This window comes from Sphingosinicella soli (assembly GCF_014199685.1).
GTDB lineage: Bacteria > Pseudomonadota > Alphaproteobacteria > Sphingomonadales > Sphingomonadaceae > Sphingosinicella > Sphingosinicella soli.
Map to the genome: position 1 here is coordinate 24,738 of NZ_JACHNZ010000025.1, position 23,127 is coordinate 47,864.

The window sequence follows — 23,127 nt, forward strand, 5'->3', positions numbered from 1 at the left end:
CCCATGAACCCAGTGTCTGCGGGGTCGCCCGACGACCTCGATCCTGATATCCGTCGTTTCCAGCGCGAGATGGCTGCCGCCTACGGTCGCTATCCGGATTTCGACCGGCTGCCGCTGGCCGAGCGGCGGCGCATCGCCGAGGACGTGCGCGCGCCGTGGGCAGCAGGCGGCCCGGTGATGCACGACACCCGGACGCTCGCGGTCGGCGCGGACGGCGTGCGGGTCCGCATCCACCGGCCCGATAGACGCGCCGTGCTCCCCGTGCTCGTCTACATCCACGGCGGCGGCTGGACGATGTTCAGCCTCGACACGCACGACCGGCTGATGCGCGAATATGCGGCGCGCGCAGGCGTCGCCGTCATCGGGGTCGACTACAGCCTGTCGCCGGAAGCGAAGTTCCCCGCCGCGCTCGGCGAGATCGTCTCCGTGATCCGCTGGCTGCGGGCGGAGGGGCCGGCGCACGGCCTCGATTCCGCGCGCATCGCCATCGGCGGCGATTCGGCGGGCGGCAACATGGCGGTCGCGACCAACCTTCGCCTCCTCGCCGATGGCGACGCACCGCTCACGGCGATGCTGGTCAACTACGGCGCGCTCGATAGCCGCCCCGCGCATCCGGGCTACCGTCGCTACGACGGCCCCGCCTACAACCTCACCGCTGCCGAGATGGCGGTGTTCTGGGAGAATTACACGCGCGGGCCGCACGATCTCGACGATCCCCTGGCCTGCCCGATGCGCGCCGACGTGGCAGGGCTTCCGCCCGCCTTCTTCGCGGTTGCCGAATGCGACATCCTGGCCGACGAGAACCGGCTGATGGCGGCCCGGCTCACCGAGGCGGGGATACCGGCGGAGCTGCACATCTATCCCGGCGCGGCGCACAGCTTCCTCGAGGCGGTGTCGATCTCGCCGCTCGCCGAGCGCGCGCTCGCGGAGTCTTCGGCATGGCTCTGCGACCATCTGAAAGCGGCGCTTTAAGCGAGAAAACTCGCTTTATTGAAAATGACTCGCAATAGTGGCCTGATCGCGATAGAGTTAGACCCTGAGCCGAAACGCCCTTCACCCCAAGGCGGAGTAATCTGTCTGCAATAATCAAGAAGGGTGCTGTCACTTCACGTCGTCAAAAGGGGGAATACAATGACTGTTCAAGACCAAACACTGAAAGGGCTGTTGCTGGCCGGCGCCGCGCTGGCAGGGTTCGCGGCAATGCCCGCGTATGCGCAGGATGCCGCCGGCAGCGCCACGCTGGAGACGACGCGCACGACCGTCGAGGGCGCGGACATGATCGTCGTCACCGCCCGCAATTACGTGCCGCAGGGCAGCACGACGGCAAGCAAGACCGACATTCCGCTGATCGAGACGCCGCAGTCGATCTCGGTGATCACGCGCGACCAGATCGACCTCCTGAACTTCATCGATGCCCAGCAGGCGGTGCGCTACACCGCCGGCGTGTTCGGCGAAAACTACGGCCCCGACCTGCGCTTCGATTTCTTCACCGTGCGCGGCTTTACGCCGAAGCAGTATATCGACGGCCTCGCCGCGCCGATCTCGACCTCGATCTATTCGGTCGGCGTCGATCTCTACGCATTCGAATCTTTCGACCTCCTGAAAGGCCCGGCGTCGGTGCTCTACGGCAGCGCGCCTCCCGGCGGCATCTACAACCAGATGAGCCGGCGCGCGCAGAGCGAGCTCGGCGGCGAGATCAGCGCCAAGTACGGCGCCGACGATTACAAGCAGATCGCCGGAACGATCACCGGGCCGATCGCCGAATCGCTCGATGCGCGGCTGACCGTGCTCTACCGCGACCGCGATGCGGAACGCGATCTGGTTTCGGCCGAACGCTTCACCGTCGCGCCGACCTTCACCTGGCGCCTCGGCGAGCGCACGACGCTGACGGGTCTTGGCTATTACCAGTACGACGAGGTGAAGGGCGACACGAACGGCTTCCTTCCCGTCTACGGCACGCTGCTCGACAACCCCATCGGCAAGGTGAAGCGGAGCACGAACCTCGGCGATCCGAACAGCGTCTACGAACGCAAGCAATTCGCGCTCGGCTGGGATTTCGCGCACGAATTCTCGGAGACCCTGACCTTCAAGTCGAACACCAAGTGGAGCGATTACAAGGAGGATACGCCCACCGGCATCTACGGCGGCGGCGGTCTCATCAACACCACCGATTCGAGCGATCCGAGCTATTACCGCACGGTCCAGCAGTACAACTTCAGCTACAAGGAAAAGGTGACCAGCTTCACCACCGACAACCGCATCGACGCGAAGCTGACGACGGGCGCGGCGGAACACAAGATCCTGCTCGGCGCCGATTACCGCAACGTCTACAACAAGGCGGATTTCGGCTTCATCTTCGCCAACACGATCGATCTGTTCGATCCCGTGTACGCGCCGCAGGCGACGCTGGAGCCGGGCTATCCCTTCGCGTTCAACAACCAGCGCCTGAAGCAGACCGGCGTCTACGCGCAGGACCGGATTCAGTTCGGCGATTTCTACCTGACGCTCGGCGGACGCTACGACTGGGTGAAGATCGCGAGCGCGCTGACCAGCACGACGACCAAGCAGGACAAGTTCACCTGGCGCGTCGGCGCGAACTACGTCAGCGAAAGCGGGCTCGCGCCCTACATCAGCTACGCCACGTCGTTCGAACCCGTGCTCGGCGTCGACAGCGTGACCGGCGATGACTTCAAGCCCTCGACCGGCAAGCAGATCGAAGCGGGCGTGAAGTATGACGCGCGCGGCCTTCCCGATGATGTGAAGCTGTTCGTCACCGCCGCTGTGTTCGACATCAAGCAGAAGAACGTGGTGAGCACGTCGCCGTCGGTGACGCCGGTGTTCGGCACGCAGAACGGCGAGGTCGAGGTGTGGGGCGGTGAGATCGAGGTGGTCGCGCGCATCCGCGAGCAAATCTCGATCAACGGCTCCTACAGCTACAACAACAGCGAAGTGAAGAAGGCGAACTTCGCCGGGGAAGTCGGCGCGCCGCTGCCCACGACGCCCAAGCACAAGCTGTCGCTGTTCGTCGATTACACGATCCAGCAGGGCTCGCTCGGCGGCCTCGGCTTCGGCTTCGGCGGTCGGTACAACGGCAAGAGCGCGGGCGGCCTGCCGGGCGCGTTCAGCCCGGTGGTCTACTACGGTGAGAGCACGACGCTGTTCGATGCCATCATCCACTACGACACGCCCGAATGGCGCTTCGCGATCAACGGCTCCAACATCTTCGACAAGGAATACGTGGCGCGCTGCTCGGGCGTCGCCGGGTGCAACTACGGTGCTGGCCGTCAGGTGATCGGAACGGTAACACGCAAGTTCTGATCACGCAGGAAACGGGGCGGGAACGGCGCATGCGGGGTGACATGAAGGAGAGCGGAATCATCCGCCGCGTCACTCTCGCGCTCGCCGTTGCCGCCCTCGTGGCGTCTCCGGTTGCGGCGAAGAAAAAAGAAAAGCACGCCCCGCCCGTGCTCGCGGACCCGTGGCCGAGCACCTACCGGCCGCTGCCGCGCACCGACATGCTGATCGTCGGCGCCACCGTTCTCGACGGCGCAGGCGGGCGGCTTGAAGGCGACGTGCTGGTGCGCGACGGGCGCATCGCCGCGATCGGCCGCGATCTCGACCGAACGGGCGCCGCAGTCGTCGATGGCCGCGGCAAGTGGCTGACGCCGGGCATCATCGATGTGCACAGCCACAACGGCACGTTCGTCGTGCCGCTGACGTCGGTGGACGATCATGCCTCGGACGTCACCGAGATCAGCGATCCCAATGTCGCGGACACATGGATCGAACATGCCATCAATCCGCAGGACGTGGCCTTTACCCGCGCGCTTTCCGGCGGCGTCACCACGCTTCAGGTGCTGCCGGGTTCGACGCCGCTGATCGGCGGGCGATCGGTCGTGCTGAAGACCGTGCCCGCGACGACGATGCAGGGCATGAAATTCCCCGGCGCGCCGCAGGGCCTGAAGATGGCGTGCGGCGAAAATCCCAAGGGCCACTTCGGCGAGGCCGGGCGCGCGCCGAACAGCCGTCAGGGCGAGCTTGCTCTGCTCCGCGCTGCGTTCTCGGCGGCGCAGGACTACACGCCGCACCGTGGCGGCAAGGGCAAACCCCCGCGCCGCGACCTGAAGCTCGAAACGCTCGCCGCCGTGCTCGCGGGCGATATCCGCGTGCAGATGCACTGCTACCGCGCCGACGACATGGCGGTGATGCTGGGCCTCGCGCGGGAATTCGGATTCAGGATCGCGGCGTTCCACCACGCCGTGGAGGCCTACAAGATTCCCGCGCTGCTGCGCGAGGCGGGCACGTGCGCGGCGGTGTGGCCGGATTGGTGGGGCTTCAAGATGGAGGCCGCCGACGGCATCCGCGAAAACGCCGCCTTCGTCGATGCGGCTGGCGCCTGCGCCATGATGCATTCGGATTCGCCGCAGATCGGCCAGCGCCTCACCATCGAGGCCGCGAAGGCAGCGGGCGCGGGACGCCGCGCGGGCCTTTCGCTGCCGCCCGAGACGATCATCGGCTGGGTGACGCGCAATCCCGCGAAGGCGCTGGGGCTGGAGACCAGCATCGGCACGATCGCGCCGGGCTACAACGCCGATCTCGTGCTGTGGTCGGGCGATCCGTTCAGCATCTACAGCCATGCCGATCGCGTCTATGTCGACGGCGCGCTCGTCTACGACCGCGCCGATCCCGCCTATCGCCCGCGCGCCGATTTCGAGCTTGGCCGCCCGCAGGTGGCGCCGCGATGAAACCTGCCTTCTTCCTCGCCCTCGCCCTCCTCGCGCAGCCCGCGCAGGCCGAGACGCTCGCGATCGTCCATGCGAAGGCGTGGACGATGACAGCGGACGCGCCTGTGGAAAACGCCACCATCGTCGCGCGGGACGGCCGCATTGTTTCCGTCACCGCAGGCGGCGCGGTGCCGGCGGGCGCGCGTGTGATCGATGCCGCAGGGCGCCCGGTGACGCCGGGGCTCGTCAACGCCGCAACGCAGCTCGGCCTCGTCGAGGTGTCCGGCGCGCGCGAGACCAACGACCAGTCGGTGGCGAGCGGCGCGCTCGGCGCGGCATTCGACGTGCAGTACGGGCTCAATCCCAATTCCACGCTGATCGCGCAGGCCCGCGCGGACGGCGTCACCGAAGCCATGGTCTATCCGGGCAGCTCGGCGGGCGCGCCCTTCTCGGGGCGCGGCGCGCTCATCCACCTCGCGGAGGACGGCGACATTCTGGACCGGCCGCAGGCGGCGCTGTTCGCCGTGGTCGGCGGCGGCTCGGCGGGCAAGGTCGGCGGCTCGCGCGCGGCGCAGTGGCTGCTGCTGCGCAATGCGCTCGACGAGGCGCGCGCGCCGCAGACGATCGATCCGCGCGAGCGGCTGCTGGGGCGGCTGGACCGCGCCGGCCTCGCGCCGGTGCTCGATCGCCGCATTCCGCTGGTGATCGCGGCGGAGCGCGAATCCGACATTCGCCAGGCGCTCGATCTGGCGCGCGATTACGCCATCCGCATCGTCATCCTCGGCGGCGCCGAAGCCTGGCGGGTGAAGGCGGAACTGGCCGCGCGCCGCGTGCCGGTGATCCTCGATCCGATGCTCAACCTGCCGCTCGGCTTCGACCAGCTCGGCGCGCGGCTCGACAATGCCGCGCTGCTCGGCGCGGCGGGCGTGCCCATCGCCTTCACCGTGCCGGGTTTCGGCATCCACCTCAGCTACAACGCCGGATCGGCGCTGCGCGAAGGCGCCGGTATCGCTGCGGCGAACGGCCTGCCTTACGCGGCGGCGCTGCGCGCCATCACGCGCGGCGCGGCGGAAGTCTGGGGCGCCGACGACCGGCAGGGCAGCATCGCGGCGGGCAGGACGGCCGATCTGGTGATCTGGGACGGCGATCCGCTGGAGCCTTCGTCAGGCCCGGCGCTGGTGCTGATCGGCGGCAAGCCCGTCGGCGCCACGCGGCAGACGGAACTGCGCGACCGCTACCGCCCGGGCCGCGAACACCCGCTGCCCCCCGCGTACCGATGAAGCGCGCCGCCTTCGCACTTGCCGCATTGCTGGCGTGGCCGGCGGCGGCGCACGATCCCGGCGAGCTTGGGCTGCCGACGCTGTCACCGGCGGCGAACCCCGGCGCTGCCGCCGCCGAGCCGCCGACGCAGCCACCCGGCCAGACGCTGCCGATGAAGCCCGCGCGGCGCATCGCGTTCGAAACCACCGAGGCAAGCTGGGCATCGGTCTCGCTGTCGCCGGACGGCAGGACGATCGCCTTCGACATTCTGGGCGATCTCTATGTGATGCCTGTGTCCGGCGGCCGCGCGAAGGCGATCGCGCGCGGCATGGCGTTCGAGACGCAGCCGGTATTCTCGCCGGACGGCAAGTGGCTCGCCTTCGTCAGCGACCGTTCCGGCGCCGAGAATCTGTGGGTGATGCGCCCGGACGGAACGGGCGCGCGGCAGATCAGTTTCCGCGACGACGACACCCCCCTCACCTCGCCTGCGTGGAGCGCCGACGGCAGCGCGCTCTACGTCAGCCGCTTCCGGCCCGATCTCAATGGCTATGAACTCTGGCGTCATGCGCTCTCGGGTGGCCAGGCGCTTGTCGTGCCGGTGCGCGCAGGCCCCGATCAGGATCGCGCCGCCTTCACCAGCGCCATCGGCGCGAGCCTGTCCCGCGACGGGCGCTTTCTCTATTACGCCGGGCTCACCGGCAGCGCGGCGTTCGACGACGTTCCGGCGTGGACGATCCGCCGCCGCGATCTCGCGAGCGGCGCGGAAAGCGTCATCCTCCCCGAACCGGCGAACCGGCGCGGCGGCCCGGCGGGCACGTTCTTCCGCCCCGTCGTCTCCCCCGACGGCCAGCGGCTCGCCTATGCGACGCGCCGCGACGGGGAAACCGCGCTCCACCTGCGCGACCTCTCGACCGGCGCGGACCGGATGCTGGCGTACCCCGTGCAGCACGATCAGGCGCAGGCGTCATCGTGGCAGGACATCATTCCCGGCTATGCGTTCACGCCGGACGGGCGGGCGCTGATCGCCGGGGTGAGCGGCAGGATCGAGCGCATCGACGTCGCAACGGGCGCGCGCACGCCGATCGCCTTCACCGCGCGCGTCGAAGCCGAACTCGGCCCGTTGCAGCATCCCGCGATCCGGCAGGAAACCGGCCCGGTTCGCGCGAGGCTGATCCAGACGCCGGAGCTGGCGCCCGATGGGCGTACGCTCGCCTTTTCGGCGCTCGGCCATGTCTATCTGATGCCTGCGGACGGCAGCGCGAAACCGCGCCGCCTGACGCGCGCGGCGGAGCCCGAGTTCCACCCGTCCTGGTCGCCCGATGGCCGCAGCCTCACCTATGTGCGCTGGACCGCGAAGGGGGCGGGCCACGTCTGGACCGCGCCAGCCGATGCCTCGTCCGCGCCGCGCAGGCTGACGGCGGCCGCCGCTTATTACACGAGCCCCGTGTTCACGCCGGACGGCGGCACCGTGCTGGCGCTGCGTTCGCCGCAGGCGGCGCGGCTGCTCACCTACATGGGGTTCGGCAACCAGCGGGAAGCCACGCTGGTCGCGCTGCCGCTCGGCGGCGCGCCGCGCGATGTCCTCACCGCCACGATGGGCGGCAAGCCGCATTTCGCGAACGATCCCGGCGAGGCCTATCTGCAGTTCGGGGACGGGCTGAACGCCGTCAACCTCGCCACCGGCAAGCGGCGCAAGGCGCTCTCCATCGTCGGCCCCGGCTATTATTTCATCGAAGGCCCCGTCCCGGTCGACGACATGCGCATCAGCCCGGACGGCACGCGCGCCATTGCGCTGATCGCGCAGCAACTGCATCTCGTCGACCTCGGCGGCGGCGACTCCGTCGATCTTTCCCGTTCGGGCACGAGCCACCGACAGATTTCGGACGTCGGCGCCGATTTCCTCGAATGGGCCGACGGCGGGCGGACGATCACCTGGGCGGTGGGCTCCACCTTCTACCGCATGCCACTGGGCGCCGCGCGGCCGACGACCACCGAGATGATCGTCGCGCTGCCGCGCGACACGCCGTCCGGCCGCCTGCTGCTGCGCGGCGCGCGCGCGATCACCATGAACGGCGATCAGGTGATCGAGGACGCCGATATCCTCGTCGATGGCGACAGGATCGCCGCCGTCGGCACGCGCGGATCGTTCCCGGTGCCATCGGGCGCGGCCATGCGGGACGTGCGCGGCAAGACGATCATCCCCGGCTTCATCGACACGCACGATCATGTCGCCGACGTGCGCCGCGACGTGCTCGACATGGAACCGTGGGGGCCGGCGGCGCGCCTCGCCTACGGCATCACCACGGCGTTCGATCCGTCGACGCTCACCATCGACGGCCTCGCCTACGAAGACCTCGTGGATGCGGGGCTTGTCGTGGGATCGCGCATGCCCTCCACCGGCCCGGCGCTGTTCTCGTTCAACCGCTTCACGTCGCTGGACGAGGTCCGCGCGGTGCTGCGCCGCTACCGCGACCATTACCGCACGTTCAACATCAAGGAATATCGCACCGGCAGCCGCCGCGTACGCCAGTGGATCGCGATGGCGGCGCAGGAACTCGGCATGCTGGGGACCACCGAAGGCGCGCTGTCGCTGAAGCTCGAACTCAGCCAGATCATCGACGGCTACGGCGGCAGCGAGCATGCCATCCCGGTGATGCCCCTCGGCAGCGACATTACCGAACTCGTCGCGCGCAGCGGCAGCGGCTACACGACGACACTGCAGATCTCTCACGGCGGCCCGCCCGCGCAGGACCGGTTCGTCGCGCACGACAACCAGCACGACGACCCGAAATACCGCCGCTTCACGCCGCATTTCGCAATCGACGCGAAGATGCGCGTGCGGCAATGGCGGATCGATTCGGACTACAGCTTCCCCGCCGTCGCCGCCGGTGCCGCCGCGATCCAGCGCGCGGGCGGTCGCGTCGGCATCGGTGCGCACGGCGAGCTTCCCGGCATCGGCTATCACTGGGAAATGGAAGCGCACGCGATGGGCGGCATGACCCCCGCCGAGGTGCTGCGCGCCGCAACCATCGGCGGCGCCGGGGTGATCGGGCGCGCCGCTGAATTCGGCAGCATCGCGGCGGGCAAATATGCCGATCTCGTCATCCTCGATGCCGATCCGCGCGCGGACATTCGCAACACGCGGCGCATCGCGCAGGTGATGAAGAACGGACGCCTGTACGATGCCGCCACGCTCGACGAACAATGGCCCCGGCAACGGCCGCACACGGCGCCGTGGTTCCAGACGGACGGCAAGTGACGCCGGTAGCCGGGCCGCTCAGCCCGCGACGTAGTGGCTGGGCGGGCGGCCGAACGAGCGGTGGAACATCGCCGTGAACGCGCTCGGGCTTTCGTAGCCGACATCGTAGGCGACGTTGGTGATCGAGGTGCCCGAAGCGAGCAGCGACAGCGCCTCCATCAGCCGCACCTGCTGGCGCCATGTGGCGAGGCCCATGCCGGTCTGCTGCTTGAACAGCCGGGTGAAGGTGCGGCGGCCCATGCTCGCGATACCTGCCCAGTCGTCGATGTCGCGCGGGTCGGCGGGGTTGTCGAGGATCATCTGGCACACGCGCAACAGGCGTCTGTCTTCGGGCATGCGCGCCATCACCGGGATGTTGGGCATGCGCTCGATCTCTTCCAGCAAAAGCCGCACGATGCGCCCCTCGCGGCCCTCCTCGTCGTAAGCGGGTTCGAATCCGAACACCTCCTGAATGAGCGCGCGCACCAGCGGCGAGACCTCGAACACGCGGCACTCGTGCGGCAGGCTCTCGATTTCGGGGTCGATGAACAGCGTGTGGATGTTCACCGGCCCCCGGCAGATCGCCTTGTGCTGCATCCCCGCAGGCACCCAGATCGCGCGGCGCGGCGGCAGCACGAAGCTGGATCGTTCGGTGACGAAAAGCATGACGCCGGAGTTCGCGTAGGAAAGCTGCGCGCGCTCGTGCGAATGCAGCGGATCGACAAAGCCGGCGGGGTAATCATCCTCGAAGCCCATCACGGGGCGAATCTCCAGAGGATAATCGCTGCTGTGCTTCACTGGCCTGTTCCCGATGATCGGGAGAATTGTATCGATTTCCGGCCGGTCGCACAAGCTGACCACAATGATGAGCGTCACCATGCCGTTGCAGATCGCCGCAGGCGGGCGAGTTCGACCTTCAGCCGTCCCGATCGGACAGCAACGGCAGTACCCTGGCGCGCAGGCGCGATGCCCTGGGATAGCCCACATACTGGGTGAGCAGCAGGACAATCTCCTGGATCTGATCGCGCGTCAGTTCACCCTTGGTCAGCGCCGCGCGCGCCTGCGTTTCAAAGATGAACTCCTCGCCCATTGCCGCCGCGATTCCTATGATCACCAGACGACGATCGCGGATCGACATTGCATCGCGCGACCAGATCTGCGCGAACAGATTGTCCAGCATCAGCGTGATGAACGGATCGTCCTCGCTGTCCTCCGGTATGGCAGTGATGCCTCCATACACGGCATCGAACATTGCCTTGCCTTTTTTCTGACGGTCTTCATCCATTTTTCCGCTCCCCTGCCATCCTGCGCGCCTCGTAAAAATCTGCCGCCCGTCGGATCGCATTGTGGACGGGCTCGGGAGTCCACCCCAGTTCGCGCCGGGCCTTCTCCGAACTCAGATCGCCGATCGATCGACTGATCCTGATCGATTTCACAGATAACTGGCTGTCCCTCCCCCTCAATTTCGCAGCCGTCTCCGCAATTGCCGCGCCGGCATACAGCAGCGGCAGCGGCACACGCCGTAGCGGCGCAGTCCGGCCGGCTTGCCGCGCCGCAGTCTCGAGCAGGTCGCGCCAGGTGAGCGTGCGTTCCGACAGGATATAGCGTTCGCCGATCCGCCCGCGCGTTTCCGCGAGGATCATGCCGTCAGCGACATCCTCTATGCCGACCGACGGAAAACCGCCGTCATAATAAACCTTCAGCTGGCCCGCAGCGGCCATCGCAATCATTCGTCCCTGCGGTGTAGGCTCGATATCCTGGGGGCCGTATGTGTTGGTGATGCACAGCGCGACACCGGGCAAACCGCGCTCGCGGCAATAATCCATGAAGGTTTGCTCCGCGAGTACGCGCGATTTTACGTAATCGATGGCATCATCCCACCAATCGAACGCATCCTCCTCTGTCGCCGCCCGGCCCTTTCGGCGCCCGATGGTGACGACGGTGCTTGCAAACAGAAAACGCCCGACGTCGGAGCGAAGCGCCGCTTCCATCGCGACGACCAGCGCATCGATATTGGTGCGATACAGGGGGGCGGCATCGCGCAACCAGGCGCGCGTATCGACAATGCAGTGATAGACGGCGTCGCAACCCTGCATCGCCTCCGTCACTGCATCAACATCAAAGGCATCGCCCCGCACGATCTCGATCGGCAGATGATCGATCCGTTCGAGATTGCTGGTCGAGCGCACGAAGACGCGGACAGGTCGCCCCGCTGCAACCAGTTTTTGCACGATATGGCCACCGAGAAAGCCGCTGGCCCCAAGAACCAATGCCCGGCCTGAGCCCATCGTCAAAGCTGCTCTTTGGGAACCTTGAGGCGAATGCCGTCAAGGTGTTCGGTGAGGATGATCTGACAACCCAATCGACTGCCGGGGCCCACGTCGTCGAGCGCGTTCATCATTTCCGTTTCCCCCGGTCCGGGCGGTGGCAGAAGCGCGCGCCACGGCTCTTCGACAAAGCAATGGCACGTCGCGCACGAACAAATGCCGCCGCACATGCCGATGATGCCGTCGATCATCTCGAACACGGCAGCTTCCATGACACTGGAGCCGGGTTCAGCCTCGACGATCTGCTCGCTGCCGTCCGGTTGAACGAAAATGACCTTCATGCACGATATCCGGGGTTGGGGGTAAAACTGACCGGCACTGTCGTAAAACCGCGCACGTTGGGAGAATGCATCCGATCAAGACGCGTTTCATCGACCACAAAATCCGGCATCAGCGCCAGCATCTCCTGCATCGCGACTCTCGCTTCCAGCCGGGCAAGCGCTGCGCCGACACAGCTGTGCAGCCCGCCGCCGAAGCCGAGGTGATCACGCGGGTTGCGACGGATGTCATAGCTTTCTGCATCGACATACTTGCGCTCGTCGCGGTTCGCCGACGTGAAGATCAATGCAACCTTCTTGCCTTCGGGTATTGTCGTCCCGTGCAGCTCCACGTCACGGGTCACGGTACGGGCCATCATCTGGGTCGGCCCGTCAAAGCGCATGGTTTCCTCGACAGCGGACGGCAAAAGCGATGGTTCGGCGAGCAACACGGCGCGCTGATCCGGATGACGATGCAATTGGAACATCATATTGCCGAGCAATTTTGTCGTCGTCTCGTTTCCCGCAACCGACAGGATCAGCATGAACCCCATCAACTCTCCATGCGACAGCCGACCTTCGCCTTCAGCCGACAACAAGCGCGCGATAACATCGTGGCGCGGGGGGAGCGTGGCACGCCGGGCAATATCGCGTTCGAAATACTCGATTAATTTTCCCATGGCGGCGTGGCCTTCGGCAGGTACGCCGAACTCTCCCTCGTTTCGGTGAACGGCGGCATCGGTCCAGCCGCGCAGCATATCCTCGTCGTCTCGCGGAAATCCGAGCAGGCGGCAGATGATCGACATCGGCAGCCGCGCCGCAAAATCGGTGATAACGTCTATCGAACCGGTGCTTGCATGCGGCCGCAGAAGATCGATCGCCATATCGCGAACCGATTCTTCAAGCGACGCAACGGAATCGGGCGTAAACAGATCAACGATGATGTGTCGCAACCGGGTGTGTACCGGCGGATCGGAATCCAGGATCGTCGCGACCTCGATATTGATGTTTTCGAGATTGCTGCCCTGCGCGCTGGAAAAGGTCCGAAAATCGCGGACTGCCCGAAAGCAGTCTTCATATCGGGACAGCGCATAGAAATCGAACTTGCTGTTGTGAAAGACCGGCGCCTGGTCGCGCAGGCGCTTGTAATCCGGGTAGGGATTGTCGTGATGCCGGTAATCGTAGGGATCATAATGCGGCGCGGGAGTATCGATACCTGACACATCCACCTCTCTGACAAGCGTCGGCCGGAGCCGATGCCCATGAATTGATGATCCTTACTATCCAAGGCCGCTTGAGAGCTGAACGCACGATGCTTTACCGTTGCCGTCAACCTTTTCGGATGGTGCCACATTCAACGCAGATCAACTTTTCAAGCGGGCCCGTCATGATAGGACGAACGCCACAATCCCGATCGATGTGAGGATAGCTATGCGGTTCGGTTTTATAGGACTGGGCGACCTGGGTCATGCGATGGCCGCGATGCTGCCCGATCCGCTTTGTGTATACGACGTGTCAGCCCCGGCGATGGAGCCGTTTCGCAATCGTGCCGTACTCGCGACGTCGGCAGGCGACGTCGGCCGCCATGCCGATCTGATCGGACTGTGCGTGCGCAACGACCAGGATGTGTGCGACGTGATTTCAGGCCCGGACGGCCTGATCCACCACGCGGCGTCAGGCACGATTGTTGCGATCCACAGCACGGTCATGCCGGAAACCGTGACCGCGCAGGCCGCGATCGCGGCGCAGCATGGCATCATGGTGTTCGATGCCGCCGTCAGCGGCAGCGCGCAGGATGCGCTGGACAAGCGCCAGGTGTGCATGGTCGGCGGCGACGAGGCCACGATTTCCGCGGCGCTACCGCTCCTTGAGGCATTCAGCCGCCAGATTGTCCATGCAGGCTCTTTGGGACAGGGCATGGTTCTGAAATTCGCGAACAATCTGACGACCTATCTGCAACTCGCAGCGACCGTTGAAAGCTATGCGCTGGTTGAAGCCGCAGGCATTGATCCCGCGCTTCTGACGCGCGTAATGACGGACAACGAAAACCTCAATCGCATGATGAAGCTGTATCAGCAGTATCGTGCCGCGCATGCCGACGAAGACGGCAACTCACCTTTCTGGATTGCGCAGCAGGCATTGGCCGGGCTGGCCGAAAAGGATCTTCATCACGCGATCGAGGCCGGCGCCCGACAAGGCTTGACCCTGCGCGCAGCAGAGGCCGTTCGCGCCAATATTCGGCAAATCATCACGAAATAGGGACGACGCATGGCTTTCGCCGATACCAACCTCTACATCGACGGCGCGCTGCGCCCTGCGCGAGACGGGCGCGTCTATGAAAATATCGCGCCAGCGACCGAAGCGGTCATCGGCCGGGCGGCGGACGCCGACACCGCTGATGCCGAAGACGCGATCGCGGCGGCACGGCGGGCATTTGATAACAGCGACTGGTCAACGAACCTTGCACTGCGCCTGGATGCGCTGACCCGATTGCACGAGGAACTGACCCGTGCCGCCGAGGTCAACCGCGCGCGCGTGTCTGCGGAAACAGGCGCGCCGATCGGCCTGACCCGCAGTTATCAATATGATCTTCCTGTCGAATTTATCCCCTGGGTGGTCGAGCACGCGCGCAGTTTCGCGTTCGAGCGCGACCTGGGAGAATATGTCAGCATGGGATCGCCGACACGGCGCATGGTCGTTAAAGAGGCTGCCGGTGTTGTCGCCGCGATCACGCCGTGGAACGCCCCTGTGCAAATCAACCTTGCAAAGATCGTCTCCGCGCTTGCCGCCGGCTGCACCGTCGTGCTGAAGGCCGCGCCGGAAACGCCGTGGTCCGCAGCATTGATCGGCGAGGCTGCGGCTGCGGCCGGGTTTCCCGCCGGTGTGCTCAATGTGCTGACGAGCAGCCACAAAGCGGCCATCGGCGAAAGTCTGGTTCGCGATCCCCGCGTCGATGTGGTCTCGTTCACAGGATCGACGGAAACCGGACGCCGGATTGCCGCCTCGGCAGCCGAGAGCATCAAGAAAGTCTTCCTCGAACTGGGCGGAAAATCAGCCAACATCATTCTGGACGACGCGGAATTTCCCACTGCGCTGTACGGCAGTCTCGGCGTGTGTTTCCATGCCGGTCAGGGATGCAGCATCGCCACGAGAATGCTGTTGCCGCGGTCCCGCTATGAAGAGGCGATCGGCATACTGAAAGGCATATTGGAAAGCGTCAGCTATGGCGATCCGAACAATGCGGAACAGTTCATGGGACCGGTCGTGTCGGCTGCACAGCGTGACCGGGTGATGGAGTATATCGGCATCGGCCGGGCGGAGGGTGCCCGCCTTGTCACCGGCGGTCGCGTGCCGGATCTTCCGGCGCAAGGCTATTATATTCAGCCGACACTGTTTGCCGACGTGACCAATGAAATGCGCATTGCGCGCGAGGAGATTTTCGGTCCCGTGCTGGTCGCAATTCCTTATGAGGATGACGATGATGCCGTGCGCATCGCCAACGATTCGATCTACGGCCTGGGCGGCGCTGTGAGCGGATCGCCAGCTCGCGCTATGAACATAGCCCGCAGGATCCGCACGGGCACCATGAACGTGAATTTCGGCAATGTGTTTGGCCCGGACTCACCCTTTGGAGGCTACAAGCAGAGCGGTAACGGCCGGGAAATGGGAGCCGAAGGCTTCGAGGAGTTTCTGGAAACAAAAGTGATTGGAACACCGGCATGAACAGCGCAGCCAATGAAAAGGTCGTTGTCGTCACAGGCGGATCACGCAACATCGGCCTCGCGGCAGCGCATGCCCTCGCCAGCCGAGGCTATCGCCTGGCCATTCTGGGTCGCGGGCTCGAAGCGCTGAACGAGGCGGCCGCCGGTCTTGGAGGTGAAACGCTGCCCGTATCGGTCGACATAACCGACCACGATGCGCTGAATGCGGCGTTTGACGACATTGTGGAGCATTTCGGACGTATCGACGGTCTGGTGAACAACGCCGGCATCGCACATCTGGGCAAGACAGAAGCGCTGGATCCGAAACAGGTTATCGAACAGGTGAACCTCAATTTTCTGGCCACCGTATTTGCGTGCAAAGCGGTGATCCCGCATCTGTGCAAACAGGGCGGAGGCCGCATTGTCAACGTGTCCTCGGCTGCATCCAAATTCGAGGTGTTCAGTCATCTGGGTATCTACGGCGCGACCAAGGCAGCCGTGGACCGCTTTACCGACGAACTGCGTCGTGAAATGTATCCCGAGAATATCGGTGTCACTTGCTTCATCCCCGGCGATACACAGACCAGTTTCGGCTTCGGATGGGATCCCCGTCTTGCCAAGGAAGCCTATGACGTCTGGCTCGACAGCGGAAAGTATTTTCAGCGCGCGATGGACGTTGAAGTCGTGGGCGAAAGCATCGCCCGATGCTTCGATCTGCCGCCGGGCGCGGCTTACGACACCATTGTGCTGCGGCCGTTCGGCCAATTTCCAAAGGAAATGCTGCCCGAATAGGGGGCAGCAACCCCTATCCGATCAGACCCGCATGCCCTGGCCACCATCGACGTTCATGGTGAGGCCGGTAATCCAGCTTGCGCCGTCCGATAACAGGAAGCTCACCGCTGCGGCATGATCCGCCGGCTGACCGAGGCGTGCGATCGGCATTGCGGCGATCATTCCTGCGATGAAATCCTCAGTGACGATCGGATTGCGCAGCGCGGGCGTATCTGTCGGCCCCGGAGCGATTGCATTAACCCGGATGTTGAGCGGGCCGAGTTCACGTGCCAAGGCCATGGTCAGACCGTTTACGGCGAGTTTGGCGACGCTATAGGCGCCGTATCCGGACCATGCGGCCGTCGAACTCGTGTTGACGATGGCGCCGCCGCCGCGCTTCTGCATGTATGGCACGGCCGCCTTGGTCACCACGTAGCAGCCGTGAATGTTGATCGACATGAACTTGTTATAGTAATCCCAGTCCATGCTCATCAGGGAATCAAGCCGCATCCCTCCGAACAGCGCCGCATTGTTGACCAGATAATCAATCCCCCCGAACCGCTCGGCAACCGCGCATGTCATCGCTTCGGCCGAAGGGGGCGCGCTGATATCAACGGGTACGTAAAATCCCGTCCCGCGGTCCCCGGTAATCAAGTCGACCGTTTTTCGCCCCGCGTCCTCATTGATATCCGCCACCGCAACCTGCGCACCCGCCGCGGCAAGTCCCCGCGCGATTCCTTCGCCGATCCCGCCGGCGCCTGCGCCTGTAACGATCGCCACCTTGCCCGTGAAATCCATCATCCTCTCCCCTGTCACGCGACGGCCGCTTGTTGGATACCGAATTCCCGCAAGCGCGGCTGCACTTCGCGGGCGAACAGCTCCAGACTGTCGATGGTCTCCGCCGCCGTCAGTTCGCCGCCCATTTGCATCAGGAAATGCCCGAAGCCGCCGCAGCTGTCATAAAAAGCCCTGAGCTGATCCACGATATCGTCAGGCGATCCCGCAAACATCACGCTGTTCTTGACATATTCCTCGGCAACCGGGCGATCGGACATCGGAGTTCCATCGGGCAGCACCTTGCGTCGGTGGCTGGTCGTCTTGCCGGCGCGAAGGATGCGGGCGTTGTCCACGTCTGAAAGGATACCGGGAGGATTGATGAAACTCTGGGCGGTCCGCTCCGTCGCCTCGACGAACTTCAGAACCTTCTGGCCGCGCGCGAGGCCTGTTGCACGATCTTTGCCGATACCGACATAGCCCAGGAAGGCGAATCGATCGAGCGCAGCAGGACGCCCGAATGTCTCCTGATACTGTTCACGATAAATCGGATACGCCATGCGCGCTGCCGGAGCGCTGGCGGTGATTGCCAGCACAAGCCCGCGCCGCCCGGCTTCACGCGCGGTGGCGGAGCTGAGCGTGGTCAGCCACATCGGCGGATGCGGCTGTTGATAACAGCGCGGAATGACATTGACATAACGATAGTCGAAATACCGGCCTTCCCAGCTGAACGGCCCTTCCTGATGGCTCAGCGCCTTCTCGACGACATCATGGGCTTCCCAATAGCGCTGCATCGCGTCGGCCGGATTTGCATTTGACACGTACATTTCAAATGGCGTGCCCTTGATAAGCCCCACCTCCAGGCGGCCGCCCGACATACAGTCGACATAGGCGATTTCTTCGGCGATGCGGAACGGATCCAGCCGGTTGAGAAGAGGCACGCCCAGCGCCAGAAGACGCGCATTTTTAGTGCGATTGGCAAGGATACCCAAGGTCAGCATGCACGACACCGACATGCAGGTGTAGGTGGCGTGATGTTCGTTCACCATGATATTGAAGCCGAGTTCGTCGGCGGCCACCCATTCGTCGATATAGCGGTTGAGCAGGCGATGCGCCGTAGCAGGATCAATCGCGTCACTTGCCGCGGTAATCCGGACATCGCCGTGCACTTCGCTCCATGCGGGATGATAGGATTGCTCGGAAAAATACCAGGTCTGCATCATGCGGCTCCCTCACGTTTGGGGCATGCCCCCGCGAACATCGGCAGTTTATCGGAAAATGAGGCCAGCTCTTCCTCGAAACGCGCCTGCGCCTCGACATGGGGATAATGACCGGCCCCCTCGATCAGAACGAACCGCGCGCCACTGATCGCGTCAGCATAGTGACGACCATACGCCGGTTTGACCACGTTATCGCGATCGCCCCAAACCACCAGCGTCGGCAAATCGATGCGATACAGCCTCCGGCTCAGCTTGGGATCATGCAGCGTCGGTGACCAGCCGAACAATGCGAAGCTGCGATGATTGCGCGCCAGCCGCACCAGATCCTTTTCTTCCCATTCGGAATAATCGATCTTCCTCTGGTCGGCATAAATGACCTGTGAGAGATTATATTGCGGAACGGAAAAGAGGTCCGCAATCTCCCTCGTGCTCTCATCACCGAATTTCGCGCCGAGCGGACTCGCCAGGACCAGACCTGAAAACAGGCCGCTGTTCTTGATCGCCATACTGGCCGCAATCCATCCGCCGAAAGACGAGCCCATCAGCAATGCGCCTTCCAGCCCCAACTGCTTGACCAGATCGAGGTAGAAATAGGCGAGATCATCGACGCTGCTGAAATGATCCGGCAGATCGGAGCCGCCGAAGCCCGGGTGCGAAGGCGCAATCACCTGATAGCGCGAGGAGAGCGACTGGAGAAAGCTCAGTGCCGGTTCCACGCCCTCACCGGAATGCAGATAAAGGAGCGGACGCCCCTCGCCTGCTCGCCAGACTTCGATGGAGACCCCGGCAACTCGGATATTCTCGGTCTGGCTCATCGGAATCCTACGGTGAAGTTCAGTCGATCGCAACCGCTCCGGCTGCACCTTGCGTCACAATGGATGCCAAAGAGATCTGAGGATTGCCACACACCGGACCGGCAATCGCGTACCGCCTGTTCTCATCATGGACAGAGCTGGTGATCGCTTTGAAGAATCCAGACGCTCTCAGCGGTCGATACCCATTGCGTGCCGCGCCGCCAGATAACCGAATGTCATCGCCGGGCCGATCGTTGCCCCCGCACCCGGATAGGATGGTCCCATCACCGACGCCGACGTGTTGCCGATCGCATAAAGACCGACAATGGCGCAGCCATCCGTGTCCATAACCTGAGCGTTGCCGTTGGTCGCCAGGCCGCCGTTGGTGCCGATATCGCCGGGATAGATAGGCAGAGCATAAAACGGCGCGCGTTCGAGCGGCAGCAGGTTCGGGTTGGGCCGCACCTTCGGATCGCCGTAATAGCGGTCGTAAGGATTATCGCCCCGGTGGAAATCGGGATCCTTTCCTTGCTGCGCGTGATGATTGAAATGATCGACTGTTTCGCGCAGCACGCCACGATCGATCTTGAGCCGATCGGCCATGTCATCCCACGAATTTGTGCGCACCACGATATCGCGTACGGCTGCCGAGTGCATCCAGTTCGGGATCATCGGCATCAGCGGCCCCATGGGATATCGCCAGCGAAACCGGGCGTCGAACAGTATCCAGGATGGACTGGTGGGCGCTTCGGGCAGGTTTCGTTCCATCATCTGCCGCCCGACGACGTGATATGAGGCGGCCTCATTGACGTACCGACGCCCGACGGCATTGATGATGATGGACCCCGGCAGCGAGCGTTCGAAGAACAGCGGCCAGGCACTTTCATGTCCAGGCACGCGGATTGTGGGCGCCCACCAGGCCGAATCAAGCCGTATCGCTTTTGCGCCTACGGCCAGAGCCGCCGTCAGGGCGTCTCCGGTGTTGTTCGACTGGCCCCCGCTCCAGTCAGGATTGGTGGAGCGCGTGAGGTTCTGCGCCCGCAGGTCGGGATTGCGCTCGAATCCGCCGGCGCCCAGGATAACGGCTTTGGACGCCTTCACTTTAAACAATTTTCCGCCGATTTCCACGACAGCGCCCGTCACGATTTCGCCGTCGCGGATCAGCTCGACCAGACGCGCATTGCGTTCGATCGTGATGCCGCGCTTGTCGAGAGACATTTTGAGCCGCGCTATGAGTGCATTGCCGCCGACAAGAAAACGATCACGCGGTGAACGCAACCGTTGCCCGATATCGAGATAGTAGCGCGACAGCAGCCGCAGCAATATCCTCCACCAGCCCTTTGACCGGGCAAGAAGCGGACCGGCTTCTTCTGCGGTCCAACTGATCTTGCCGAACAGCATCGACGATGGATGATTGCGCCGCAGATGTTCCAGATCGTCGCCCAGCGCACGTCCGTCGAGCGGCAGCGGCATGTGGCTGCGATAGCCGAGCTTTCCGCCCGGCAATTCAGCATGATAATCCGTATAGGCGATCGAGACGTAGCGCACGTCCGTCGCCTTCGTGACATAATCCAGCATCGTCGGGGCGTTTTCGACGAAAGCCCGCATCTGCTCTTGCGGGACGAGTCCTTCCGTCAGCGAACCGATATAGGACAGCGCCTCTGCAGCCGAATCCTGGTGAACGGCGGGATCGGCGAGATTGCTGTTCGGTATCCAGACAACACCGCCCGATGTTGCAGTTGAACCCCCGAAAAGCGCACTTTTTTCGATGACCATCACCTTGGCACCGGCATCGGCCGCAACGATCGCGGACGTCAGGGCGCCGCCGCCCGATCCGACGACAAGGACATCAGTATACCTATCCCACGCCTCGTTCGCCATCATCGCTCCAAGCTCGCGGCATGGGTCTGCCGCTGCGGTCAACGCTATGGTTCGCGGGGGTGTGCCACAATCGCAAACTGTCGCGACTGTCCACTTTGCAGACAATGCCACGGACTTGGGTATCCCCGGTCCACCAGGCCCGCTACGCAGGAGCGAACAGCAGGAGTAGACGATGTCTGGAACGATTTTCGCGATCACCGCCCTGTGCATAACCGATCTGGAGCGATCGACGCGCTTCTATTGCGACGCCCTGGGTTATCGCGCGCTCACGACGACGCGGCCCGACGGCGGCGCACTGGGCGTGTCGGCCCGCTTTCTGGACCTGGACGGCCGGATGCTTGAACTGGTGGAATTTCGGGACTCCCCGCCGCCCGAGAAGGCGGATTTTCCTGTCAGCCGTACCGGTCTGATCAGCCATCTCGCGTATAATGTCGCGAACCTGGCGGAGACGGAAGCGGCCGTCGTCGCGGCGGGTGGTACGATCGCCGAACTCACGCGCAGTCAGATGCAGCTTGAAGGCCTCGGATCATGCACGATTATCTATGTCCGCGATCCGGACGGCATCTGGATCGAGCTGATCAGCGTCGATGAAGCCGCGCGCAGGCGTTATGTCGGTCTCGATCAATAAGCCGATCGTCCGCCGTCGATGACCAGCGGGTGTCCCGTGATATGGCGGGACTGATCCGAACACAGCCAGAAAGCCGCATCGGCGATATCACCGGGATCGGCAATACGCCCAAGCGGATGATTTGCGATCAGAGCGGCTTCGTCGATGCCCTGGATTGCGAGCATATCGGTGCGGATCGCGCTGGGACAAAGCGCGTTCACGCGTACACCGGCCGGACCATACTGGATCGCCGCCACCCGCGTCAGCCCGACCAGCGCATGTTTGGCTGCGGTATAGGCCGGCTTGCCGCGTACGCCGGTCAAACCGGCCGTTGATGCGACGTTGACGACAGCGCCGCGTCGGCGGGCCTCCATCACAGGCAGCGCGCGGCGCATGCAGTGAAACGCGCCCATCACGTTGACACGCCAGACGCGGTCCATGGTTTCAGACCGCCACGCACCGGCCTCCTCGCCGACTTCAAGATCGATCGCGGCATTGTTGACAAGGATATCCAGGCCGGCGGCGCCGGCCAGGACGGCTTCGAACAGCAGGGCAACGCTCGCCTCCCTGCCGACATCGACAGCGACGAAAAACCCACAGCCGCCGCCACGCTCGATAAGGGCCACCGTATCTGCGCCGCCCGCTGCATCAAGGTCTGCCACGTAGACTGTCGCGCCTTCACGGGCCAGCCGGAGAGCAATGGCTTGCCCAACGCCGTTTCCTGCCCCGGTGACAATCGCGACTTTGCCGCTTAGCGGTCGTTCTGCAGAGATCAGCTTTCCTTCTCCGCATCGCGCATCGCGCGGTCGATGTCGGCGAGCGCTTCATACGCCAGCCCCTGCGCGATATTGGCCTGCATCACCTGCTTTATGTGCTGGACCATCACCTGTTTGGTGTAGCGCGTAACGAGCCGAGGCTGCTGCTGAATCTGGCGTGCGAGTTCCCACGCACGGGGAAGCAGCTGATCGGGAGCCAGCACTTCTCCGACCAGCCCCAGCGTCTTGGCTTCCTGTGCCGAAATCGCCTGTCCGGTGAACACCATATAGCGGGCCCGGTTTATGCCCAGCAGCATGGTAAGCGCGATGTGCATGCCGTCGCCCGGCGCCAGGTGGCCATCGACATAATGTCCGGAATCCTGAAACAGTGCAGTCTCGCTGGCCAGCACGATATCGCACAGCAACGCCTGTTCGCAGTGCCGCCATGCAGGACCGTTGACCGCCGCGATGATCGGCACATCGACGTTCAGCATATCCATTTCCATGAAACGGCCACGCCTGATACCCACATCCCAATCACTGGGTTTGGGAACACCCTTGAAATGGCGGTTGCGCCAGTCCGCTTTCGGCCCCGTGAACCATTCGCCGGTGCCGGTCAGGATAATCACCTGATTTTCGCGGTCGTCACCAACCTGCCGCCACAGGCGCGACATTTCCTCCCCCGGATCACCGCCCCAGACGACCGGCCCGTCGTCGCTGTGAAGCGTGAGCTGAAGAATGCCGTCTTCACGGTGAAACTTCACATGCCGGTAATCGGCCGCGTAATCTTCAAGTGTCCGTTCCGCCATGTTGATCGC

Annotated in this window: 20 protein-coding genes; 9 read left to right on the forward strand and 11 right to left on the reverse strand. The window is 64.0% G+C overall.

Going from position 1 to position 23,127, the window contains the following annotated elements:
- Positions 1-3: 3 nt before the first annotated feature.
- From GGQ98_RS11390 to GGQ98_RS11410, 5 genes are all read left to right on the forward strand, one after another.
- Positions 4-972, forward strand: coding sequence for an alpha/beta hydrolase (locus GGQ98_RS11390; RefSeq protein WP_184069572.1), 969 nt, complete (start codon positions 4-6; stop codon positions 970-972).
- A gap of 159 nt (positions 973-1,131) precedes the next feature.
- Entirely contained in the window at positions 1,132-3,318 is a 2,187-nt protein-coding gene (locus tag GGQ98_RS11395; protein WP_184069574.1) for a TonB-dependent siderophore receptor, read from the forward strand.
- Between the two features lie 29 nt (positions 3,319-3,347).
- On the forward strand, positions 3,348-4,745 hold the full coding sequence (locus GGQ98_RS11400; protein ID WP_243451836.1) for an amidohydrolase family protein: 1,398 nt from the start codon (positions 3,348-3,350) through the stop codon (positions 4,743-4,745).
- A complete protein-coding gene (locus tag GGQ98_RS11405) occupies positions 4,742-6,004 on the forward strand; it encodes an amidohydrolase family protein (RefSeq protein ID WP_184069576.1) in 1,263 nt (420 codons plus the stop codon). The genes GGQ98_RS11400 and GGQ98_RS11405 overlap by 4 nt, the downstream gene beginning before the upstream one ends.
- Positions 6,001-9,243 (forward strand): amidohydrolase family protein, encoded by a 3,243-nt coding sequence (locus tag GGQ98_RS11410; protein ID WP_184069578.1) that lies wholly within the window; start codon positions 6,001-6,003, stop codon positions 9,241-9,243. The genes GGQ98_RS11405 and GGQ98_RS11410 overlap by 4 nt, the downstream gene beginning before the upstream one ends.
- 18 nt (positions 9,244-9,261) lie before the next feature.
- Here GGQ98_RS11410 and GGQ98_RS11415 read toward each other — a convergent pair whose 3' ends face one another.
- Genes GGQ98_RS11415 through GGQ98_RS18820 form a run of 5 tightly spaced genes read right to left on the reverse strand, consistent with a single transcriptional unit; the run spans position 9,262 to position 13,029 of the window.
- Positions 9,262-10,101, reverse strand: coding sequence for an AraC family transcriptional regulator (locus GGQ98_RS11415; protein ID WP_184069579.1), 840 nt, complete (start codon positions 10,099-10,101; stop codon positions 9,262-9,264).
- A gap of 37 nt (positions 10,102-10,138) precedes the next feature.
- Complete coding sequence (locus GGQ98_RS11420; protein ID WP_184069582.1) at positions 10,139-10,507, reverse strand: carboxymuconolactone decarboxylase family protein; 369 nt, start codon at positions 10,505-10,507, stop codon at positions 10,139-10,141.
- Positions 10,500-11,510 (reverse strand): NAD-dependent epimerase/dehydratase family protein, encoded by a 1,011-nt coding sequence (locus tag GGQ98_RS11425; RefSeq protein ID WP_279380241.1) that lies wholly within the window; start codon positions 11,508-11,510, stop codon positions 10,500-10,502. The genes GGQ98_RS11420 and GGQ98_RS11425 overlap by 8 nt, the downstream gene beginning before the upstream one ends.
- Positions 11,511-11,512: 2 nt before the next feature.
- Positions 11,513-11,830, reverse strand: coding sequence for a 2Fe-2S iron-sulfur cluster-binding protein (locus GGQ98_RS11430; RefSeq protein WP_184069585.1), 318 nt, complete (start codon positions 11,828-11,830; stop codon positions 11,513-11,515).
- Positions 11,827-13,029 carry a cytochrome P450 gene (locus tag GGQ98_RS18820; RefSeq protein ID WP_184069587.1) on the reverse strand — a complete coding sequence of 401 codons (1,203 nt, stop codon included), beginning with the start codon at positions 13,027-13,029 and terminating at the stop codon, positions 11,827-11,829. The genes GGQ98_RS11430 and GGQ98_RS18820 overlap by 4 nt, the downstream gene beginning before the upstream one ends.
- A 208-nt stretch (positions 13,030-13,237) precedes the next feature.
- Here GGQ98_RS18820 and GGQ98_RS11440 point away from each other — a divergent pair, with 208 nt between their 5' ends.
- From GGQ98_RS11440 to GGQ98_RS11450, 3 genes are read left to right on the forward strand one after another with little or no spacing between them, the layout of a single operon-like run.
- Positions 13,238-14,065 carry an NAD(P)-dependent oxidoreductase gene (locus GGQ98_RS11440; RefSeq protein ID WP_184069589.1) on the forward strand — a complete coding sequence of 276 codons (828 nt, stop codon included), beginning with the start codon at positions 13,238-13,240 and terminating at the stop codon, positions 14,063-14,065.
- 9 nt (positions 14,066-14,074) lie between these two features.
- Complete coding sequence (locus GGQ98_RS11445; protein ID WP_184069591.1) at positions 14,075-15,529, forward strand: aldehyde dehydrogenase family protein; 1,455 nt, start codon at positions 14,075-14,077, stop codon at positions 15,527-15,529.
- Positions 15,526-16,299 (forward strand): SDR family oxidoreductase, encoded by a 774-nt coding sequence (locus tag GGQ98_RS11450; RefSeq protein ID WP_184069593.1) that lies wholly within the window; start codon positions 15,526-15,528, stop codon positions 16,297-16,299. Before GGQ98_RS11445 ends, GGQ98_RS11450 begins: the two co-directional genes overlap by 4 nt.
- A 21-nt stretch (positions 16,300-16,320) precedes the next feature.
- On the opposite strand, the gene GGQ98_RS11455 is transcribed toward GGQ98_RS11450, so the two are convergent.
- From GGQ98_RS11455 to GGQ98_RS11470, 4 genes are all read right to left on the reverse strand, one after another.
- Positions 16,321-17,076, reverse strand: coding sequence for an SDR family oxidoreductase (locus GGQ98_RS11455; protein ID WP_207791370.1), 756 nt, complete (start codon positions 17,074-17,076; stop codon positions 16,321-16,323).
- A gap of 14 nt (positions 17,077-17,090) precedes the next feature.
- Complete coding sequence (locus GGQ98_RS11460; protein WP_184069597.1) at positions 17,091-18,272, reverse strand: LLM class flavin-dependent oxidoreductase; 1,182 nt, start codon at positions 18,270-18,272, stop codon at positions 17,091-17,093.
- Positions 18,272-19,087: an alpha/beta fold hydrolase gene (locus tag GGQ98_RS11465; RefSeq protein ID WP_184069599.1), complete on the reverse strand. Its 816-nt coding sequence runs from the start codon at positions 19,085-19,087 to the stop codon at positions 18,272-18,274. The genes GGQ98_RS11460 and GGQ98_RS11465 overlap by 1 nt, the downstream gene beginning before the upstream one ends.
- 168 nt (positions 19,088-19,255) lie before the next feature.
- Complete coding sequence (locus GGQ98_RS11470; protein WP_184069601.1) at positions 19,256-20,947, reverse strand: FAD-dependent oxidoreductase; 1,692 nt, start codon at positions 20,945-20,947, stop codon at positions 19,256-19,258.
- Between the two features lie 172 nt (positions 20,948-21,119).
- Between GGQ98_RS11470 and GGQ98_RS11475 the strand changes: the two genes are divergently transcribed.
- Positions 21,120-21,575, forward strand: coding sequence for a VOC family protein (locus tag GGQ98_RS11475; protein ID WP_184069603.1), 456 nt, complete (start codon positions 21,120-21,122; stop codon positions 21,573-21,575).
- Here GGQ98_RS11475 and GGQ98_RS11480 read toward each other — a convergent pair.
- A complete protein-coding gene (locus tag GGQ98_RS11480; RefSeq protein ID WP_184069627.1) occupies positions 21,569-22,330 on the reverse strand; it encodes an SDR family NAD(P)-dependent oxidoreductase in 762 nt (253 codons plus the stop codon). The genes GGQ98_RS11475 and GGQ98_RS11480 overlap by 7 nt on opposite strands.
- The gene (locus GGQ98_RS11485; protein ID WP_184069605.1) at positions 22,327-23,118 is read right to left on the reverse strand and encodes an enoyl-CoA hydratase/isomerase family protein; all 792 of its coding nucleotides are present in this window, start codon (positions 23,116-23,118) and stop codon (positions 22,327-22,329) included. Before GGQ98_RS11485 ends, GGQ98_RS11480 begins: the two co-directional genes overlap by 4 nt.
- Between the last annotated feature and the right edge of the window lie 9 nt (positions 23,119-23,127).

Excerpts from the sequence above, each read along its gene's own strand:
- GGQ98_RS11415 (WP_184069579.1), bottom strand. The coding sequence starts at position 10,101 with ATGGTGACGCTCATCATTGTGGTCAGCTTGTGCGACCGGCCGGAAATC.
- GGQ98_RS11420 (WP_184069582.1), bottom strand. The coding sequence starts at position 10,507 with ATGGATGAAGACCGTCAGAAAAAAGGCAAGGCAATGTTCGATGCCGTG.
- GGQ98_RS11390 (WP_184069572.1), top strand. The coding sequence starts at position 4 with ATGAACCCAGTGTCTGCGGGGTCGCCCGACGACCTCGATCCTGATATC.
- GGQ98_RS11460 (WP_184069597.1), bottom strand. The coding sequence starts at position 18,272 with ATGCAGACCTGGTATTTTTCCGAGCAATCCTATCATCCCGCATGGAGC.
- GGQ98_RS11440 (WP_184069589.1), top strand. The coding sequence starts at position 13,238 with ATGCGGTTCGGTTTTATAGGACTGGGCGACCTGGGTCATGCGATGGCC.
- GGQ98_RS11400 (WP_243451836.1), top strand. The coding sequence starts at position 3,348 with ATGCGGGGTGACATGAAGGAGAGCGGAATCATCCGCCGCGTCACTCTC.
- GGQ98_RS11485 (WP_184069605.1), bottom strand. The coding sequence starts at position 23,118 with ATGGCGGAACGGACACTTGAAGATTACGCGGCCGATTACCGGCATGTG.
- GGQ98_RS11395 (WP_184069574.1), top strand. The coding sequence starts at position 1,132 with ATGACTGTTCAAGACCAAACACTGAAAGGGCTGTTGCTGGCCGGCGCC.
- GGQ98_RS11410 (WP_184069578.1), top strand. The coding sequence starts at position 6,001 with ATGAAGCGCGCCGCCTTCGCACTTGCCGCATTGCTGGCGTGGCCGGCG.
- GGQ98_RS11445 (WP_184069591.1), top strand. The coding sequence starts at position 14,075 with ATGGCTTTCGCCGATACCAACCTCTACATCGACGGCGCGCTGCGCCCT.
- GGQ98_RS11450 (WP_184069593.1), top strand. The coding sequence starts at position 15,526 with ATGAACAGCGCAGCCAATGAAAAGGTCGTTGTCGTCACAGGCGGATCA.
- GGQ98_RS11425 (WP_279380241.1), bottom strand. The coding sequence starts at position 11,510 with ATGGGCTCAGGCCGGGCATTGGTTCTTGGGGCCAGCGGCTTTCTCGGT.
- GGQ98_RS11465 (WP_184069599.1), bottom strand. The coding sequence starts at position 19,087 with ATGAGCCAGACCGAGAATATCCGAGTTGCCGGGGTCTCCATCGAAGTC.
- GGQ98_RS11470 (WP_184069601.1), bottom strand. The coding sequence starts at position 20,947 with ATGGCGAACGAGGCGTGGGATAGGTATACTGATGTCCTTGTCGTCGGA.
- GGQ98_RS11475 (WP_184069603.1), top strand. The coding sequence starts at position 21,120 with ATGTCTGGAACGATTTTCGCGATCACCGCCCTGTGCATAACCGATCTG.
- GGQ98_RS11430 (WP_184069585.1), bottom strand. The coding sequence starts at position 11,830 with ATGAAGGTCATTTTCGTTCAACCGGACGGCAGCGAGCAGATCGTCGAG.
- GGQ98_RS11455 (WP_207791370.1), bottom strand. The coding sequence starts at position 17,076 with ATGGATTTCACGGGCAAGGTGGCGATCGTTACAGGCGCAGGCGCCGGC.
- GGQ98_RS11405 (WP_184069576.1), top strand. The coding sequence starts at position 4,742 with ATGAAACCTGCCTTCTTCCTCGCCCTCGCCCTCCTCGCGCAGCCCGCG.